This is a genomic window from Bacteroides sp. GM023 (assembly GCF_014750685.1).
Lineage (GTDB): Bacteria > Bacteroidota > Bacteroidia > Bacteroidales > Bacteroidaceae > Bacteroides.
This window is the reverse complement of record NZ_JAAXGE010000005.1, coordinates 529,940-547,093: the sequence shown is the minus strand read 5'-3', so window position 1 is coordinate 547,093 and position 17,154 is coordinate 529,940. Positions and strand designations below refer to the sequence as shown.

Here is a 17,154-nt window from a genome sequence, read left to right as displayed (position 1 = left end):
TCTAATATATAGTTCTTTTATTTATAATATAAACACCGTTTACTGCTCCTGTTACTCCTTGCAATGGACTTTTTTCGATTGTTGTTCTGGAAACTCTAACTTTAAAATTCTGTGTTCCATCCATTACATTATTAAAGCTATTCCAATCTTTTGGAGATATAAGCAAACAACCTTTGGAGATTGCAATATTACCTTTTGTTCCTGCAAATCCATTCCTATTTGTGCTATGGATAAAAATTTGATCCTTATATCCTTCACCATTTGGATTGATTTGTTTAGGTGCATTAGGGTTTATTTGTCCATCCAAAGTACGTACACTCCCTCTATTATTTAAAACCCAATGGGATTTTAAAGACCCACTTTTCCCTTTTGCATCATAATTTCCATTATAAATGCCTTCATCAATAGCACCAAGAGTCTTTGCATCCGAAGACATTGTATATCCAGTAAAGTTATGTACATCATCTGACCCTCCAGCTCCGTACACAGTAACTTGCGCCGTTACAGCCCCTTCACCATTTATATATCCACTCTTGCCATTCTTTATTCCTAAAGCCTCTTGTCTTGAACCTGAAAAATCAACAACAGTTTTTCCTAAATAAGTTTCACCTGGCTTTGTCGTCGCCTGTGAAGTTGCATTAGAGTCCCAGTAGATTCTTTTTGCTGCACTCTCTACCCAATCATCTAATTGACCATTTATATCAATACGATTTACCGGATTGTTAGATGTATAAGAATAAGGAGAAATCCCATATCTTTTCTCCGCCATCGGATCCACCGCATTCCATCTACCCAATGCCGCGTCATAATGCCTTGCCCCATAATCATACCAATTGAGACCGATGTTGGTATCCAGTTCCTTTCCGTTGTACTTGTACGCTTGTTTCTGCATACCCGTACTTTCTCCGAACAAACCTCCAAACGGGTAATAATGGTTCACCTCTTCCGTTACACCATCCTGTCTGATCACCATTCGGTTGTTCCCCTGGTGGTCTTGCAGAAAATAATGATATACCGGGACACCGTTCTCAAAAGTTACAAACCCTTCCTCTGTCAATACTTTATGGAGCACATTGTTGTCATAGAGCACATTGCCACAGTAATCAGTAACATTCTCTATACTATCTTTATGAATCACCTGAAATTTACTTCCTTCGCCTCCATAACGGTAATATATGCAATGCTTCTTGTCGACAATCACTGTGTCCGGCAAATTTAATGAATTATATTTGATTTGTTCGATTCCTTTGTTTAAATCTTGAATCAGGTTGCCGCTTTTATCATATTTATATTCTTCCGCCAGATTTACGCCATCCGTAAAGTTCAAGGAACCGGGAGATAAAGAGATATTCAAATCTGCCGAATCCGTAACTTGTTTCAACTGGTTACCATGATAAATCAAGAACAGACGATCTGTTTCACCAAAAGTCGGTTCACTCCCCGCCGTCAGAAGTCCGTTCCGTGAAATCCTAGTCAGGTCACCCATAAAATTATAACTATATCGTGTACTGTAATGCGGCGAAGGAAGTTCGTTTTCCTGATAGTCCGCATTTGCCAGACGGTTGAAGTTGTCGTAAGCGAAGTTATATCCACGCTTTGATTCCCCCCGAACTTTCCATATCATGCTACCGATGTTACCGTTATATTGCGGAGTGTTGCCCACTTCGTTTTCCGTATAATAGAGCTGTTGCTCAAAATAGGGAGATGATATACTTTTCAGCCAGTTCCGGATATTATAGGTATATGATTGCGTAAACTGCCCGTTGTGCAATGTCTTTTGCGAGAGCCTTCCCAATTCGTCATACGTGTAGGTGGCAAGAGTCACACGGGGAGCATCATTCAAGGTGTGGTCCACCTGCTTCAGACGAGTGGCATGGTCATAAGAATACTCATACATTTCTGTGACAAGAGATTTGTAATACCTAGAATCATGTACATGGAGATGCTTGAGTTTCAATCCTGAATAGCTGTAAGAAAACCAGTTCTTATCATAGCCGTCCAGATGGTTCGTGCTGCGGCTTTGTATGATATTCTTCTTGTCATCATAATAGATTGCCGTCATCACTCCTTTTTGGAGGTCAGGTATATTGACGAAAGTTCCGGTGAGCATTCCCTTGGCGGATTGTTGGAGGGAAGTTGTACTTTTGAAATACGTCTCATATTCCTTCGATGCAGGGAGGTCTTCAAAACTATATTCCAACAAGTTCTTATATTCCTCATCCATATTCAGGAAGCTGTAGCTATCATAATAATTCACGGTAAGGGGGATTGTGGTGGTCAATCCTAATAAATTGTAAACAAGGTAACCTGCCCCGGTAGCACCGGGATGGTCGTAACGTACCGCTTTGATATGAGTATTGCTTATATCCGGAATCGTATCTGAATACAACGTACCCACTCCCACGATAACCTCACGTCCCAGTTCGTCGGAAAGATGATAGGTCAATTCTCTTCTTTGGCGTTGGGCTCCGTCCTGCGAGAATATCAGATGTCCCGCTTTATCAAACGCATATGTGATCCAATCCGTTCCCGGTGTCTTTTTACCAATGCACCGGTTACGCGCATCAAACTTGTATTGATAAGAATACAAGTCTAAATCAGGGTTTTCCTGAAAACCGGGAGAAAGTACGAAACACAGGTTGTTGAGTGCGTCATACACATAATAGGTGTCCAAGCAGGTAGCATCATAGCGTGGACTTGAAACTTGACGCGTCAACACCGTCCTGTTCAGTTTATCAGTAAATATATACGTTGTTTTTTCATCCTCATCTGTCTGTTGGGTGAGATATAGTTCCCCGGTCTCATAGTCAGAGTTACAGACCAGGCTGTCGCCTTCTATCTCATAACATTTGCAGGTCAGGTCAGGATATTCACTTCGGTTGGTCCAGAAGTTTGTTCCTTGAATTCTATAGTAAGGCCAGTCCATGCCGGGTCCATGCCGCTCTAAAATACGGTTTAAGGGGCAGTGCTCATAATGTAGGGAAGAATAAGGATTCACATCTCCATATTGTTCCGGGAGTTTTTCGGGAATTTCTTCCACGAATCCTCCCTTGTTCCCTACGGCTATTGCGGGAAGCCATTCTTTCCAAAGATCCCCCAGCGAATCATATTCCTGATAAAGGGCAAGGTCGGCTCCGGACGGGGTGACAAAAGGGGTTACTTGCTGTGACGCCCGCCCGATTCCATCAAAATAGTTTACTTCACTTTTCACGTGTTCTCCTGTAGGGTCGAGCAGGGTTTGGCTATAGATATAGTTTTTATTGACACTTAATTGGGGGATTGAATCTCCGGTTTCTTTCGCTATTGTGGTAAGGGCACCTAGAATGCTCATGCCGATTAATAGTAGACATTTTTTCATCATGTGTAATTTATATATGTTTTTTATTCCGTTTGTCCTGCATAGTGGTAATCATAGCGGTTGATAGTTTTCCGATCGTTTCCTTTGACGCACGTCAGTCTGCCTTCGCTATCATATTCATAATAAGTAGTCACTCCCCGGGCATCCGTTCTCTCTGTCATGCCTACTAGAGGCTGGTATGCATAACTTGAAATATGAGCTTGCGGCAACGACTGTCTGAGAAGCTTTATTTTATTAAAATCAGGAATAACGGTGTCGGCAAAGGCATCCATACTGCCCAATATATTCTCCACTTCAGTAATTGTCGCATTGTGTATGATGGCAACCAGATAGAGGTGGTTGTATCCCCACAGATAAGTAGTCGTCAGTCCTTTCTGATCGGTTTGCTGGAGTACATTCCCGTGAGAATCATAATGGTCGTTGTGCAGTTCCGAGTATGAATAATCCAAGTCGAAACCATTCCATTCTACAGGATTTTTCAATTCTGTTTCTCTGACTTCTTCCAGTTGGGGAAGTATGGTGTTCCCGTATCGGGAGAAAACGGAATGGCTTCCCTTTAATACATATTCTTTATCTTTCGGTGATTTCTGAACCGTTTGCAATGTCTTTATCGCCAACCCGACCTGAAAGGAATCTTTCATGATCCGTTCCGCGTCTGTGAGCTCACTCATATCTTCAATGTACTGCCTTCTTTCGGACAAGATGAGTCCATTGTTTACAGTTTTGGCTATTTTAACGGGCTTGGCAGAAGCATTGTATGCATATGTTTCTTCAACGACTTGCGGAGTACTCTTACCGTACATCTTTGTTGTTTTTTTGTAAACGAGCGGAGAGTCTTCCGTGTTCGTCTTCATTTCATAATATACATCTCCCGCTGATTTTATATTGGAGATACCCGGAGCTAAAGACCATGGGAGGCGTCTTGAATAAATAAATTCTTCAGTTTGAACAGGCCATCCGGTATTTCTTTTCTTTACTGACAGCAGTTGCCCTCTGCTTGATGCGTGCGATAATGGTTCGGACAACAAATTTCTGATAGTCCATGCATTATCGGATGTTATCATGGTACCTTGGATATAATGGTTGCTGTTGAACATTAGAGGATTCAACGAGGGGTCATTCTCATCAAAATAAGATTCATAGTCAGCATATTTATATTCAGTATCCCCCACGTCTTTTCTCTTTTCCACCACTCTACTATAGCCGATATGGGTATCGTCTAAGGATTTTGCAGCAAGACTTTGCACTACACCTTTGTATACATATCTGTTCTCGCGGTTGTCTGTCATGTTGAAAATAGCCGCATGAAATACCAAACGGTAGCGGGGCATAGATAGCAGAATCCCTGAACTGGTGCTATCCGGGTTTTCGTATAAGAACTCCCTCTGCATACATTCCTTGCCCTCCGAATAATCTGTAATCCGCTTTATTCTCGCACCTCCAGCCAATTCTCCCTGGGTGCCGATAGGATTGGGAATGGAAAACTCGACAAAACTATGTATATCAGAATATCTTTTTGAATAGCGATGTCCTTCATACTCATACTTAGTATAGCCGCCTGTCGGATATTTTATGTAGGTAAGCATACCCAACAAAGATGATTTCTCATCCGGATTACGTCCCATGCCTATGATCGTTTCTTTCAGAGACGTTTCATTTTCAGTATTGGGTATGAAGTCGGATGAGGATGCCGTGACTTTTCCGTTGAAATATCCCCAATGGTCCATTCCGTAGATAGCATGGGGAGGAAAGATACGGGATGACAATCCATTATAATCCATTTCGTAAATACCGTTTTTGCCAAGGTCCGCTTTTTTCAGGAACATCACTTTGTTTCCCATCGCATATTCATAAGATAAATCACATCGCGTCCTTTCTTGACCGGCGGAAGCCGTGAAAGGATTGACCACTATAGAAGATAACTTCAGTAATGCCGGAAGAAGTCCCTCACTTCTGAAACTATGACCATATGTTTCAGCTTCTTTAGCCGTATAGGTGAATGAAATCCGGCAGCCGTTATCAACGATGATTTCTTCCAGATAAGTGGGATGTGTATTCGTGATATGAAAAGCCGTACTATGATTGGTGTTACCTAATTCAGTATTGAAAGCACCCTCATAACGTGTACCGGGACGCCAACTTTGCACGTATCCTCTCTCTGTCCAATCTCCATCACGGTATTTTAAAGTAATTTTTCTACCGTTAGGCGCAATAATCTTTGTTAGCTGCCAGGCAACGACGTTGTTTGGCACCGAATTGGCTTCGCCGCTCCATTCTCTATCGTAGAAAGTTCCGTCTCCTCCGAAAACATACTTATAGCCGTCATTGGTTGTTATGATAAAGCGCCCTTTTCCGGGACTGTCAAAATTGAAACATTCTATTTTGAAATCAGCTTTCGAACCGTTTTCCACTCCATACACTTGAATGTTCCGGTTTATGTCGAACTGAAATTTACCTCTATGCCCCATAAAGTTGAAGTGAAAGATGTCAGGTTCCGTTTCATACTTACTCGAAATTTCCGCCGATGGATTCGCCAGGTATACGAACGGTTCATCTATGGCTGACTTTCCCCCATCGCGATATTGCTTTCCTCTTTTATAGGATGACAGATTTTTGTCGACCGTTACGTTCTTGTGATAATAATAATAACCATTTATTCCCAAGGAATTGTTTCGGCTTTCATCAGGCATATTCCATATCTCGCGAGTGATTGAGGCACCCGCATTGAGGAACCATCCCTGACCGACAATACCGGTTTGGGTATTTGCCCTATAGCCGTCAGAAGCGTAAGTCAGGCTGACGGGCAAGTCGAAATCATTGTCATGATATGTATAGACGGGAATGGATGTGGAAATAGTTCCGGTATACATATTTACCGGAGTATCCCCGTATTTCATAAAGCTCCAGGTCTGAGGTGTCAGAACGGTTTCGTCCGAATAAAACTGGACTTGTGAAAATGCCTGTGAAGCATGCCAAAGCATCAGGCAGGAAACTAAATATTTGAAAGATTTATATTTCATATGTTTATAATATTGATGTAAACAGATAAGATTGCCAACGATATGCAAACTGAAAAAAATGAATACGAATATCAGTAACTAAAAAAGGCGGAAAGTAGCGCGCGTACTTTCCGCCAGAATACAGGTTACAGATTCATCGCATTACCGCCTACAACGCCCAGCACTGCCGAAGCCACTGCGATAACCACTTTCAAAATCATATCCCAAAGAGTTCTTTTGACTGCCATAACTTTACACACCTCCTTTCTGACTCTTTAAATAATTAATTACTTCCTGAATCCTGAAAACTCTCTTATCTTACCTTTTCGTTATCCGGTCGAAAACTGAAATCCTATATAGCCCGAGTTCCGAATTCCGCTTTCACCTCAAAGCACGGGCACGCCTTGATCCACTCTTCCGGTTCAATCTCCCCGTTTCCGTTGCGGTCGGGCGAGAGGTCGCGATGCCCGCACACCCGGCAACCGGGAAACTTTTCCTGCAATAGATTCACCAATTGCCATAGTGAAGACCATTGTGCCGGTGTCCGCGTATCTGCCGGGCGTCCACGACTATCCAGACCACCCTCGTAGCAGATGCCGATGCTAGTCGCATTCCAACCTTTGACGTGCGCACCGATGCGATCAATCGGGCGGGTGAGATGCACCGTGCCGTCCTTGCGGATGTAATAGTGATACCCTGTCCCATTGAATCCACGCCGGCGGTGCAACGTCTCCAAATCATCCGGTGTCAGCGAACGGTCTTCGCGTGTGGCGGAACAGTGAATCACGATTAAATCAATCTTTCTCATTTCTTACAGTTTTTGGAGAATCATTACTTTGAAAATTTGAAAAAATCATCACCTTAAAGTAGTGGGGAAATCATGACTTATCATGCTGCCGGATCAGGAGTTTCACCGCCATCGTCTCCACCGCCACCAGGAGTCTCGCCACCACCATCGTCAGGGGCTTCTCCGCCTTCGGTTTTCTTCTTCTTGGGCGCGTCGAGGTCAAGAAACTCTATCTTCTCATCGGCACGGGTAGATGTCAGGTTGGGACGGACACTGCTCGACGGACGGAAGTTTATGTTCACAGCTTTGATGTTTTTCATCGTACAGTCCTCCTTCTTATCCACTCCCAGCGTGGTGGCGGAAAGGCTGAATACACCAAAATCACGGATATTGACCGATTTGCCATCGAAAAGCGCTGCACGCATCGCCTCTACAAGATTGGTCAGCACACTTTGGATATCGCCCAGCGACAAGGAACTCTTGTCTTTCATGGTGTAAGCGAGTTTATCCAGGTCTACACTCTGTCCCTGCGTCACAAGTTGCGGGTGAAACTTCACCACCCCGTCAACCTTTCTCGGGTCTTTACGACCCATTCTTTTAAATGGTATTGCCATGATAAATTAAAAATTGAGAATTAAAAATTAAAAAATATTTGTTACAGATTGCGGTTTTCGCAATGGGTATCGGGAGAGATGAACGAGCTCTGTTTCTTTCTCTTTCGATGCCTCAAAGGTACTATATCACAGTGGGATGAAATGGCGTACTTTGTCTCGTATTGGCTTACTTTACCTTACTTTCATTCAGTTTCATCCAGAGTGTATTTACTTTTATTCAGATTGATTTTATTTGACTTATATAGTTGGACGTACGGGGGATTTTTCGTATATTTGGAATACGATAAAATCAATTACCCGAAGATATGAAAGCAGAAAAAGAAGAGACGGTGGAAGAACCGTTTGTCATACGTCCGTATTTGAAATCGGAACTGGCACATTTGTACAATCCCTACGTACCGTTGGTGTATGCCATGCGGAAGATGAGGGAGTGGATCAGAAATAACAAGGAACTGTATGACGCTATGTACAGCGGTGGCGAGGGAAAGAACGACCACGCCTATAGTGCAAGGCAGGTACGGCTCATCGTGAAGTATCTCGATGAGCCGTGAATCTCTTTAGGACAGATTACGGTTAGCTATAACGAAAATAAAATTAGCTATAATGAAAAAAAGATTAGCTATAATGAAAAAAAGATTAGCTATAATGAAAAAAAGATTAGCTATAATGAAAAAAAGATTAGCTATAATGAAAAAAAGATTAGCTATAATGAAAAAAAGATTAGCTATAATGAAAAAAAGATTAGCTATAATGAACCCCTGATTTGTTATATAATAATGTACGCATACGCAGGCGCGAAAAAATATTCTTTTTTAGATAGAAAAAAGCGTGTATTCGAGGGTGAGGGGCTCACCCTCGAATACACGCTTTTTCCATCAAAATAAATATATAAAAAGAATAAACGTCATGAGTAAATGAAAGAAACAAAATAAAACGTACCTTTGCGTCTTTTTAAAAAAACATCTTTTAACAAAATTAAAAAATCAGTTAAAATCATGAGAAAAAAGACATTTTTTCCGAAGGCTTCGTTTACCAAAACAAGCAGGCCGTAACGCTCGAAAAGGGGGAGTTTCCCCAAGTATCCCAGTTCATCACGCAAATGCTTGGCACTGTCAATAATTTGTATACCAACAGGATAGACGTGAGTCCGCGCAACCGCAAAAAGTTTCTCCTTCCTTTTGTCCATCTCTGCTATGACCGTGAGTCTCTTCTTAGCATTAAAGGTCCCAAGTTCTTCGCAGAGTTGTTATTTTTGGCTGTCAATTTCAAAAAATCTGATGATTCGGACGAATCATTAAGTGTGGAAGAGATTGATTGTGAGATACAAAGACTGAAAAGGACGCTTCTTGATGATTAGCATTTAAGAACAGACTGTTAAAAAACTGCTTTTTGGGGTACAAAAAGCAGTTTTTTTATTCTACATAAAAAGCCGTCCTTTGCAGTGTGTTAATATCAGCACCACTTAAATACATATCAACAATTAAAATGAAAAATATTGTAATAACCACATACAGAGGATTATCACTCGTATCCGGAAGTATGAGTATCGAGCAGTTATTTGAATTTATCCGGGGAAACGTTTACCGCGACAGAATCCGGCGACTTCGGGAAGCTATGGAAGAGGGAGACACGGTGAAAGCGGAGCGAATGAAAAAGCAACTGCCCTACCACACCATCACGACTACTTACACAAAGGAAAGGCTGGCTTACAGTCTCGCCACCTATCAGGACATCATCACGCTCGACTGTGACGATATGGCAGCAGAAAAACTCCCGGAATACCGCCAACTGGTGAACAATTGTCCCGACACGTTAGGGAATTTCATCAGCCCCCGTATGCACGGACTGAAAATCTTCGTCTACCTCACCGGCAAAGAAGCGGAAACCTTACGCACCGAACTGAACGCACTGGGAACCGTCGACTTCCCCACCCTCGAACGATACCACCACCGTATGTACACCCTGGCATGCAACAAATACGAGAAGCTGCTCAACACAAAAGTAGACACAAGCGGAAGCGACCCCGGCCGCGGATTCTTCGTATCGCATGACCCGGACGCTTTTCTCTCTCCCGAACGGCTGGAGAACGTGAAAGCGCTGACCGTAAAAGTGACACTTCCCACCGAAGAAGAGTGTAAGAGCAAGAAACGCAAAGCCCCGGAAAAACCCGCCCCGCTCCTTCCCGCGCAAGAGAACGCCTCTCCGATAGACCTGCAAGTGCAACTCGACTTCCGCAAGGCCGTGGAATACACCCAACGGAAAGAACACCTCAAGACAGGCAACCGTGACAATTTCTTCTATTGTCTCGGCAACCAGTGTTACCGCCGGCATATCACGGAAGCGGAAGCCGTCAGCCTGGCACACAGCCATTTCGGCGACCTTCCCGGCTTCGACCTCGAACTCCCCTTGCACAATGCTTACCAATACACCTCAAAGACCGACCAGGCTGAAGAAGAAGGGAAGGAACCGAAAATCTGCCAGATAATCAAGTTTATGGACGAACACTACGAAGTCAGGAGAAACATAGTGAAAGAACAAATCGAGTTCCGGCAGAAAACGCCCGCCCTTCCCGAAACAGGTTTGCCGCCTTTCAACGCACTTCGCATAAAGGATTTAAACACATTCTATGTCAACGCACATATACAGGGAATCTGCTGTACACAAACTGATTTGAAAGCAGTAGTAGACTCGGACTACGCAAAGCCATTCAATCCGTTTGTCCATTATTTCACTTCACGCAAGGCATGGGACGGGAAAACGGACTTCATCGGCCAACTGACGAGAACTGTAAAGGCCGCCGACCAGCCTTTTTTCGAAGACAGTTTCCGCCGATGGTTGGTGGGAATGGTGGCGTGCGCCATCAACGACGAGGTGCAAAACCACCAGTTGATGCTATTCCACGGTGCACAGGGAAAAGGAAAGAGCACCTTTATCCGCCATCTTCTCCCACCGGAGCTTAAGGATTATTATCGCAACGGCATGATTAATCCTGACAACAATAACCATCTGCTGCAAATGTCGTCCTGCCTGATTATCAACCTGGATGAATTTGACACGCTCTCTCCCGAGCGTATGCAGAGCCTGAAAAGCCTTATCACCCAAGATGTAGTAAACGAACGCAAGGTTTACGACATACAGAACTATACGTACATACGCCGCGCATCGTTCATTGCCAGTACCAACAATCCGCACTGTCTGCCGGATATCGGTGAGAACAGGCGTATCCTGTTCAACACTCTTCTGGACATAGACTATCACACGCCTGTCAATCATGAGGGGATATACACACAGGCATACGCGCTCTACCGGCAGGGATTTCAATACTGGTATGAGAACAAGGAGATTACGTTTCTTAACAACCGCAATGAGGCGTTCCGCCAAAAAGACCCGATAGAGGAGAATCTTTTCTTCTATTTCCGGGCTGCCAGACCGAACGACATACAGGCGCAATGGTATCCTGCCGCCTACCTGCTGTCGATATTGAGTATGAACGGGCGCACGCAGTCCAACTCGCAGACGAAAAAAATGCTGGTCACAATACTGGAAAACAACCATTTCCACTCACGGAAGACTTCCAACAACGTGACAGAATATTGGGTGGTGGAGTATACGCCTCAGGAGCGCACGGAAAATTCAATTCGACCGCAACTTCCGGTTCAGAAGGGATTGGAGTTGTAATTTTCCTACAAAGCAATCCATTCTTTCAACTTACGCACGGGCTTTTATTGGAAATCGGCACGGATGGAAGAGGTATAGGATAACTTATCACATGAAATGTGCGGACGGGGCTTAGATATAAAAAAACAGGCACGGATTACGCGGATTTCACAGTAGCTAATCATTTGTGATTAATAAAAAACCGTGTTATCCGCGTAATCCGTGCCTAAGTTTTATGCTATGGCCAAGCGTGATTATTTATCGCCGTACATCTTTGCTCTTAGCTCCTTGATATGGTCCGAAGTGATATATTCGTCATATTCCATCATCTTGTCGATGATACCGTTCGGAGTCAGTTCGATGATACGGTTGGCAACCGTTTGGATAAATTCGTGGTCATGGGAAGAGAAAAGGATATTTCCCTTATACGTCTTCAGGTTGTTGTTGAATGCCTGGATAGATTCCAAATCGAGGTGGTTGGTAGGAGTATCCAAAATCAGGCAGTTAGCGTTGCGGAGCTGCATGCGGGCAATCATACAACGCATCTTCTCACCACCGGAGAGTACGCTTACTTTCTTCAGTACTTCTTCGCCTGAGAACAGCATACGGCCGAGGAAGCCTTTCATATAGACTTCGTTGCCTTCGCCGAACTGGCTCAACCAGTCTACCAGGTTCAGGTCGGTGTTGAAGAAATCGGTATTGTCTACCGGCAGGTAGGCGGTGGTGATGGTTACACCCCAGTTGAAAGTTCCGGCATCCGGTTTCATGTTTCCGTTGATGATTTCAAAGAAAGCAGTCATCGCACGCGGGTTGCGTGAAAGGAATACAATTTTGTCACCTTTCTCTACGTTGAAGTTCACGTCGTTGAAGAGCACTACGCCGTCTTCAGTCTTTTTGCTCAGTCCCGATACTTCCAGGATTTGGTTACCCGGTTCGCGTTCGGGGGTGAAGATGATACCCGGATACTTACGTGAAGACGGTTTGATTTCTTCTACGTTCAGTTTCTCAAGCATCTTCTTACGGCTTGTGGTCTGCTTGCTCTTCGCTACGTTGGCGCTGAACCGACGGATAAATTCTTCCAGTTCCTTCTTCTTCTCTTCAGCCTTCGCCTTCTGGTTCTGTTGCTGACGGAGAGCCAACTGGCTTGATTCGTACCAGAAGCTATAGTTACCGGCAAACATATTGATTTTTCCGTAGTCGATGTCTACCGTATGCGTACATACGGAGTCGAGGAAGTGACGGTCGTGGCTCACTACCAGCACGGTGTGCTCGAAGTTGGAAAGGTATTCTTCCAGCCAGGTCACTGTTTCCATATCCAGGTCATTGGTAGGCTCATCCAGCAGCAGGTTGTCCGGATTTCCGTACAAGGCTTGTGCCAACATCACACGTACCTTTTCTTTACCGCTCAACTCACCCATCAATGTATAATGCTTATCTTCCTTAATGCCCAGTCCGCTCAACAGCATGGCAGCGTCACTCTCCGCGTTCCATCCGTCCAGCTCGGCAAATCGTTCTTCCAATTCGGAAACTTTCAGTCCGTCTTCGTCTGTGAAATCTTCTTTGGCATACAGTACTTCGCGTTGCTTCATTATGTCCCACAACACGGTATGACCCATCATTACGGTATCCATTACGGTAAAAGCGTCCCACTTGAAGTGGTCCTGGCTCAATACGGAGAGGCGTTCGCCGGGGCCCAGGGCAATCGTACCGGTAGTGGGGTCCAAATCCCCGTAAATCGTGCGGAGGAATGTAGATTTTCCCGCACCGTTCGCACCGATAATACCATAGCAATTACCACTCGTAAACTTCAGGTTTACGTCATTAAACAACACTCTTTTACCAAACTGTACCGAAACATTCGAAACTGTAATCATCTTATTATTTACTATTTTACTAGTTACTATTTACTATTTTCAAGTTACTATTTTATTGCTTTACTAGTAACTGCTTTACTACCTTATTCGTTACTATTTACTATTTTAGCGTGCAAAGGTAGGCAATAAAAATGAATTATGAGCTATCCGGTATGTGCCAATCTGACATAAAAGTGTTACCTTTGCAGCGTTTTTGGCAAAAACGCCAACTTGGCAAAGTTTTTGCAGACGAAATCAATGACATCCGGTCAGTCCGGTATGTTTCATAGGCAGTATCTTAAATAGATAGTGTGTGTGTTTTTAAATAGTAAATAGTAACTAGTAAAATAGTAAATACCAAGATGGATCCGAAAGAAAAAAAGGTGAAGGAAGAAGAGATGAATGTTGAAGACATTCTGAATAATGGTGCGGAAGACCAACCGCTAAACGAACAGGCTGAAGGCGCAGCGCCGCTGACGCAGGAGGAAGAGCTTGCGCAGGAGTTGGAAAAGGCTCAGGAGACTATCGAGGAGCAGAAGGATAAGTATCTGCGCTTGTCTGCCGAGTTTGACAATTATCGTAAGCGTACTATAAAGGAGAAAGCGGAGCTGATTCTGAATGGTGGCGAAAAGAGCCTGAGCAGTATTCTTCCGGTAGTGGACGACTTCGAACGTGCCATCAAGACGATGGAGACGGCAACGGATGTGAATGCCGTGAAGGAAGGCGTCGAGTTGATTTACAATAAGTTTTTGGCTGTACTGGCACAGAACGGCGTGAAGGTCATCGAGACGAAAGACCAGCCGCTGGATACGGATTATCATGAAGCCATTGCAGTGATTCCTGCTCCGTCGAAAGAACAGAAGGGTAAGATTCTGGATTGTGTGCAGACGGGTTATACATTGAACGACAAGGTGCTACGTCACGCGAAGGTAGTTGTAGGGGAATAAGATTAATTTGTAATTGACAAAGAAGCATGGCAGAAAAAAGAGATTATTACGAAATACTGGAAGTGACGAAGACCGCCACAGTAGAAGAAATAAAGAAGGCATACCGCAAGAAAGCGATTCAGTATCACCCTGACAAGAATCCGGGGGATAAGGAAGCGGAAGAGAAGTTTAAAGAGGCAGCCGAGGCTTATGATGTATTGAGTAATCCGGATAAGCGTTCGCGTTATGACCAGTTCGGTCATGCGGGTGTGAGCGGCGCGGCAGGCAATGGCGGCCCGTTCGGTGGTTTCGGCGAGGGTATGTCGATGGATGATATTTTCTCTATGTTCGGTGATATTTTCGGTGGTCGTGGCGGTGGCTTCGGCGGCGGATTCAGCGGTTTTGGCGGATTCGGCGGCGGTGGCGGCGGTTCACAGCAGCGCCGGTATCGCGGAAGTGACCTTCGCGTCAAGGTGAAACTGACTTTGAAGGAGATTTCCGAAGGGGTAGAAAAGAAGTTTAAACTCAAGAAATATGTGCCGTGTGACCAGTGTCATGGTTCGGGTGCCGAGGGTGATGGTGGTTCGGAGACTTGTCCTACTTGTAAGGGTAGCGGTTCGACGATTCGCAACCAGCAGACGATTCTAGGGACTATGCAGACTCGTGTCACTTGCTCTACTTGTAATGGTGAAGGTAAGATTATCAAGAACAAGTGTAAGAAGTGTGGTGGCGACGGAATCATTTACGGCGAAGAAGTGGTGACGGTGAAGATTCCTGCCGGAGTGGCAGAGGGTATGCAGCTCTCTATGGGTGGCAAGGGTAATGCCGGAAAGCATAATGGCGTGCCGGGCGATTTGCTGATTCTCGTAGAGGAAGAACCGCATCAGGACTTGATTCGCGATGAGAATGATTTGATTTACAACCTGTTGTTGAGTTTCCCGACGGCTGCGCTGGGCGGTGCTGTGGAGATTCCGACGATTGATGGCAAAGTGAAGGTGAAGATTGATTCGGGTACTCAACCGGGCAAGGTGCTTCGTCTCCGCGGTAAGGGGTTGCCGAACGTGAATGGATATGGCACGGGAGATTTGCTCGTCAATATCAGTATTTATGTGCCGGAAGCTCTTAATAAGGAGGAAAAGAGTACACTCGAGAAGATGGATGCTTCGGATAACTTCAAGCCTAGCACTTCGGTGAAGGAGAAGATCTTCAAGAAGTTCAAGAGTTTCTTCGATTAGTGGAACTATAAGAGATTGATATAAAAAGCTTCGACTTTCTTTATGAAGGTCGAAGCTTTTTCTTTGTTAGTATCCCGGATTCTGCGTCAGATTATCATTCATTACCCGTATCTTTTCGGGGATGGGGAATACAGTGGTATAACCACTCTCCTCTTTGGGCAATTGCGGACGGCTGCTATAAGCTCTTGTGAACTGCCCGAAGCGTATCAAGTCTTGGCGTCTCCAACCTTCCCATGCCAGTTCGAGTTGGCGTTCGGCAAGAATATTTTCTAAGGTGGCGGGACGGGAAGAAGCGTTCACACGGCTGCGTACTTCGTTCAGTTCATCATCGCCGTTTTCGCCGTTGCGTACTTTTGCTTCGCTCTTCATCAATAAGACATCGGCGTAGCGGAAGAGGACAATGTCGTTTTCCATCAGTTTACCGTCTTTGGTGGCGGTGGGGTCTACTTCGTACTTTTTCATGCGGGCACCTGCTGTTTGTTCATAGGGGGTGTCGGTGATGTCGAGGGCGACATCCCAGGGGAGATATTCAAGGACGGTGCCGTTGTCCAGTTTGATGATGTTGCCTTTGAGATCGTGTACGATGCCGGCGAAGTAACAGATGTCGAAACGGGGGTCTTGTCCGGGTGTTTCGTAGCCGAAGGTTTCGAGGGCTTCAATCGTTGCGCTGGGGCCGTTCTCGCCGCTTAGTCCGTAGGCTTTGGCGTGGTTATAGTGGCGGGAGCGGAAAAGGTACTGCATTTGGTTGGTGTACAGGGTTTTGTTCATCGGGATAGTGAAGATGTTCTCCGCCGATGGTTCGTTGAATATGGAGAAGTTCGTTTCGTATTTCGGTTCCAGTTTGTAGCCGAGGGATTTTAGCTGGTCGCAGTAGTATATGGTCGTTTCCCAGGCGTTGAGTTCGTTACCGTTTACGGTGAATTTGATGTTCTTTCCGTCCGGACGTTGCGTGTCCGTCCAGTCGTTATCGGTGTAGATTTCGGCGTTCAGGGCTAGCTTGGCTAGCAGGAAGGTGACCACGGGGCGGGTGATACGACCGTAGTAAGGGCCGGATTGGTTGCTGTGGGTGTCGCTGAGTAAAGGGGCGGCTTCCTGTAGTTGGCTGAAGATAAATTCAAAGATGGTCTTTCGGTCGCTTTGGACTACGTCTTTGATGGATAGGGAGGAAGATTGTACCAGGGGGACGCGGGCGAATAAGTCCATCAGGTAATAATAATACATAGCACGCAGGGCTTGAACTTCTGCCCGGTATGCGGGAAGTTCGGCATCGGAGTGGGTGGCGCTGTATTTGTCTATTATTTCTAAGGATTTGTTGCTTAGCATGACGACTTTGTAGAGGTATTCCCAAGTGGCTTGGATGGCGTCGTTCTCGATGCCCCAGTCGTGGAGGAACAGACCTTGCCAAAAGCCACCGTCGTACCAGTCGCCGCCACGTGTCGGGATGATGGCTTCGTCGGTGGTGAAGGTGTTGAGGTCGTAGACTCCCCTGCCCGTTCCTTGCAGTCCCTGGCTGTCGCTGTAACCGCCGATGTAGGTATAGAGCGAGGCTACGGCGTTGAGATATACGTCTGACAGTTTGTTGTAAACGTCATCGGCGGGAAGTTTATCCTTTGGATTTTCTTCCAGGAATTTATCGCATGAAAAGAGAGTGGTGCATGCAATAAGGATAAGTCCTATATTTTTCAAATATGTTTTTATCATGTTGTTCTCTTTTAGAGGTTGATA

General features: G+C 45.0%; 13 protein-coding genes. 5 read left to right on the top strand and 8 right to left on the bottom strand.

The features are described 5' to 3' along the window. Position 1: 1 nt before the first annotated feature. From HC965_RS13095 to HC965_RS13075, 5 genes are all read right to left on the bottom strand, one after another. The gene (locus HC965_RS13095) at positions 2-3,361 is read right to left on the bottom strand and encodes an RHS repeat domain-containing protein (protein ID WP_223854861.1); all 3,360 of its coding nucleotides are present in this window, start codon (positions 3,359-3,361) and stop codon (positions 2-4) included. A gap of 20 nt (positions 3,362-3,381) precedes the next feature. Then, entirely contained in the window at positions 3,382-6,378 is a 2,997-nt protein-coding gene (locus HC965_RS13090) for a hypothetical protein (protein ID WP_191031867.1), read from the bottom strand. A gap of 125 nt (positions 6,379-6,503) precedes the next feature. Further along, positions 6,504-6,605, bottom strand: coding sequence for a smalltalk protein (locus tag HC965_RS13085; RefSeq protein WP_191031866.1), 102 nt, complete (start codon positions 6,603-6,605; stop codon positions 6,504-6,506). 104 nt (positions 6,606-6,709) lie between these two features. Beyond that, entirely contained in the window at positions 6,710-7,165 is a 456-nt protein-coding gene (locus HC965_RS13080) for an N-acetylmuramoyl-L-alanine amidase (RefSeq protein ID WP_191031865.1), read from the bottom strand. Between the two features lie 80 nt (positions 7,166-7,245). Continuing rightward, positions 7,246-7,758 carry an HU family DNA-binding protein gene (locus HC965_RS13075; protein WP_191031864.1) on the bottom strand — a complete coding sequence of 171 codons (513 nt, stop codon included), beginning with the start codon at positions 7,756-7,758 and terminating at the stop codon, positions 7,246-7,248. A 305-nt stretch (positions 7,759-8,063) separates the two neighbouring features. Here HC965_RS13075 and HC965_RS13070 point away from each other — a divergent pair, with 305 nt between their 5' ends. Together HC965_RS13070 and HC965_RS13065 are read left to right on the top strand one after the other, a co-directional pair. Next, positions 8,064-8,309, top strand: a complete 246-nt coding sequence (locus HC965_RS13070) for a DUF4248 domain-containing protein (RefSeq protein WP_191031863.1) — start codon at positions 8,064-8,066, stop codon at positions 8,307-8,309. A gap of 52 nt (positions 8,310-8,361) precedes the next feature. Next, positions 8,362-8,520 carry a hypothetical protein gene (locus HC965_RS13065; protein WP_191031862.1) on the top strand — a complete coding sequence of 53 codons (159 nt, stop codon included), beginning with the start codon at positions 8,362-8,364 and terminating at the stop codon, positions 8,518-8,520. Between the two features lie 142 nt (positions 8,521-8,662). On the opposite strand, the gene HC965_RS13060 is transcribed toward HC965_RS13065, so the two are convergent. Further along, positions 8,663-8,944 carry a hypothetical protein gene (locus HC965_RS13060; RefSeq protein WP_223854859.1) on the bottom strand — a complete coding sequence of 94 codons (282 nt, stop codon included), beginning with the start codon at positions 8,942-8,944 and terminating at the stop codon, positions 8,663-8,665. 299 nt (positions 8,945-9,243) lie between these two features. On the opposite strand from HC965_RS13060, the gene HC965_RS13055 reads away from it, so the two are divergent. Further along, entirely contained in the window at positions 9,244-11,436 is a 2,193-nt protein-coding gene (locus HC965_RS13055) for a VapE domain-containing protein (protein WP_191031861.1), read from the top strand. Between the two features lie 233 nt (positions 11,437-11,669). Here HC965_RS13055 and HC965_RS13050 read toward each other — a convergent pair whose 3' ends face one another. Beyond that, the gene (locus tag HC965_RS13050; RefSeq protein ID WP_191031860.1) at positions 11,670-13,289 is read right to left on the bottom strand and encodes an ABC-F family ATP-binding cassette domain-containing protein; all 1,620 of its coding nucleotides are present in this window, start codon (positions 13,287-13,289) and stop codon (positions 11,670-11,672) included. A gap of 341 nt (positions 13,290-13,630) precedes the next feature. Here HC965_RS13050 and HC965_RS13045 point away from each other — a divergent pair, with 341 nt between their 5' ends. Beyond that, a complete protein-coding gene (locus HC965_RS13045; protein WP_191031859.1) occupies positions 13,631-14,215 on the top strand; it encodes a nucleotide exchange factor GrpE in 585 nt (194 codons plus the stop codon). Between the two features lie 26 nt (positions 14,216-14,241). Continuing rightward, entirely contained in the window at positions 14,242-15,429 is a 1,188-nt protein-coding gene (dnaJ, locus tag HC965_RS13040; RefSeq protein WP_191031858.1) for a molecular chaperone DnaJ, read from the top strand. Between the two features lie 66 nt (positions 15,430-15,495). Here dnaJ and HC965_RS13035 read toward each other — a convergent pair whose 3' ends face one another. After that, positions 15,496-17,130 (bottom strand): RagB/SusD family nutrient uptake outer membrane protein, encoded by a 1,635-nt coding sequence (locus HC965_RS13035; RefSeq protein WP_191031857.1) that lies wholly within the window; start codon positions 17,128-17,130, stop codon positions 15,496-15,498. Between the last annotated feature and the right edge of the window lie 24 nt (positions 17,131-17,154).

What these genes read in the sequence shown, in the direction of transcription:
- HC965_RS13035 (WP_191031857.1), bottom strand. Translation starts at nt 17,130, where the DNA reads ATGATAAAAACATATTTGAAAAATATAGGACTTATCCTTATTGCATGC.
- HC965_RS13060 (WP_223854859.1), bottom strand. Translation starts at nt 8,944, where the DNA reads ATGGACAAAAGGAAGGAGAAACTTTTTGCGGTTGCGCGGACTCACGTC.
- dnaJ (WP_191031858.1), top strand. Translation starts at nt 14,242, where the DNA reads ATGGCAGAAAAAAGAGATTATTACGAAATACTGGAAGTGACGAAGACC.
- HC965_RS13070 (WP_191031863.1), top strand. Translation starts at nt 8,064, where the DNA reads ATGAAAGCAGAAAAAGAAGAGACGGTGGAAGAACCGTTTGTCATACGT.
- HC965_RS13050 (WP_191031860.1), bottom strand. Translation starts at nt 13,289, where the DNA reads ATGATTACAGTTTCGAATGTTTCGGTACAGTTTGGTAAAAGAGTGTTG.
- HC965_RS13085 (WP_191031866.1), bottom strand. Translation starts at nt 6,605, where the DNA reads ATGGCAGTCAAAAGAACTCTTTGGGATATGATTTTGAAAGTGGTTATC.
- HC965_RS13045 (WP_191031859.1), top strand. Translation starts at nt 13,631, where the DNA reads ATGGATCCGAAAGAAAAAAAGGTGAAGGAAGAAGAGATGAATGTTGAA.
- HC965_RS13080 (WP_191031865.1), bottom strand. Translation starts at nt 7,165, where the DNA reads ATGAGAAAGATTGATTTAATCGTGATTCACTGTTCCGCCACACGCGAA.
- HC965_RS13065 (WP_191031862.1), top strand. Translation starts at nt 8,362, where the DNA reads ATGAAAAAAAGATTAGCTATAATGAAAAAAAGATTAGCTATAATGAAA.
- HC965_RS13055 (WP_191031861.1), top strand. Translation starts at nt 9,244, where the DNA reads ATGAAAAATATTGTAATAACCACATACAGAGGATTATCACTCGTATCC.
- HC965_RS13075 (WP_191031864.1), bottom strand. Translation starts at nt 7,758, where the DNA reads ATGGCAATACCATTTAAAAGAATGGGTCGTAAAGACCCGAGAAAGGTT.
- HC965_RS13095 (WP_223854861.1), bottom strand. Translation starts at nt 3,361, where the DNA reads ATGATGAAAAAATGTCTACTATTAATCGGCATGAGCATTCTAGGTGCC.
- HC965_RS13090 (WP_191031867.1), bottom strand. Translation starts at nt 6,378, where the DNA reads ATGAAATATAAATCTTTCAAATATTTAGTTTCCTGCCTGATGCTTTGG.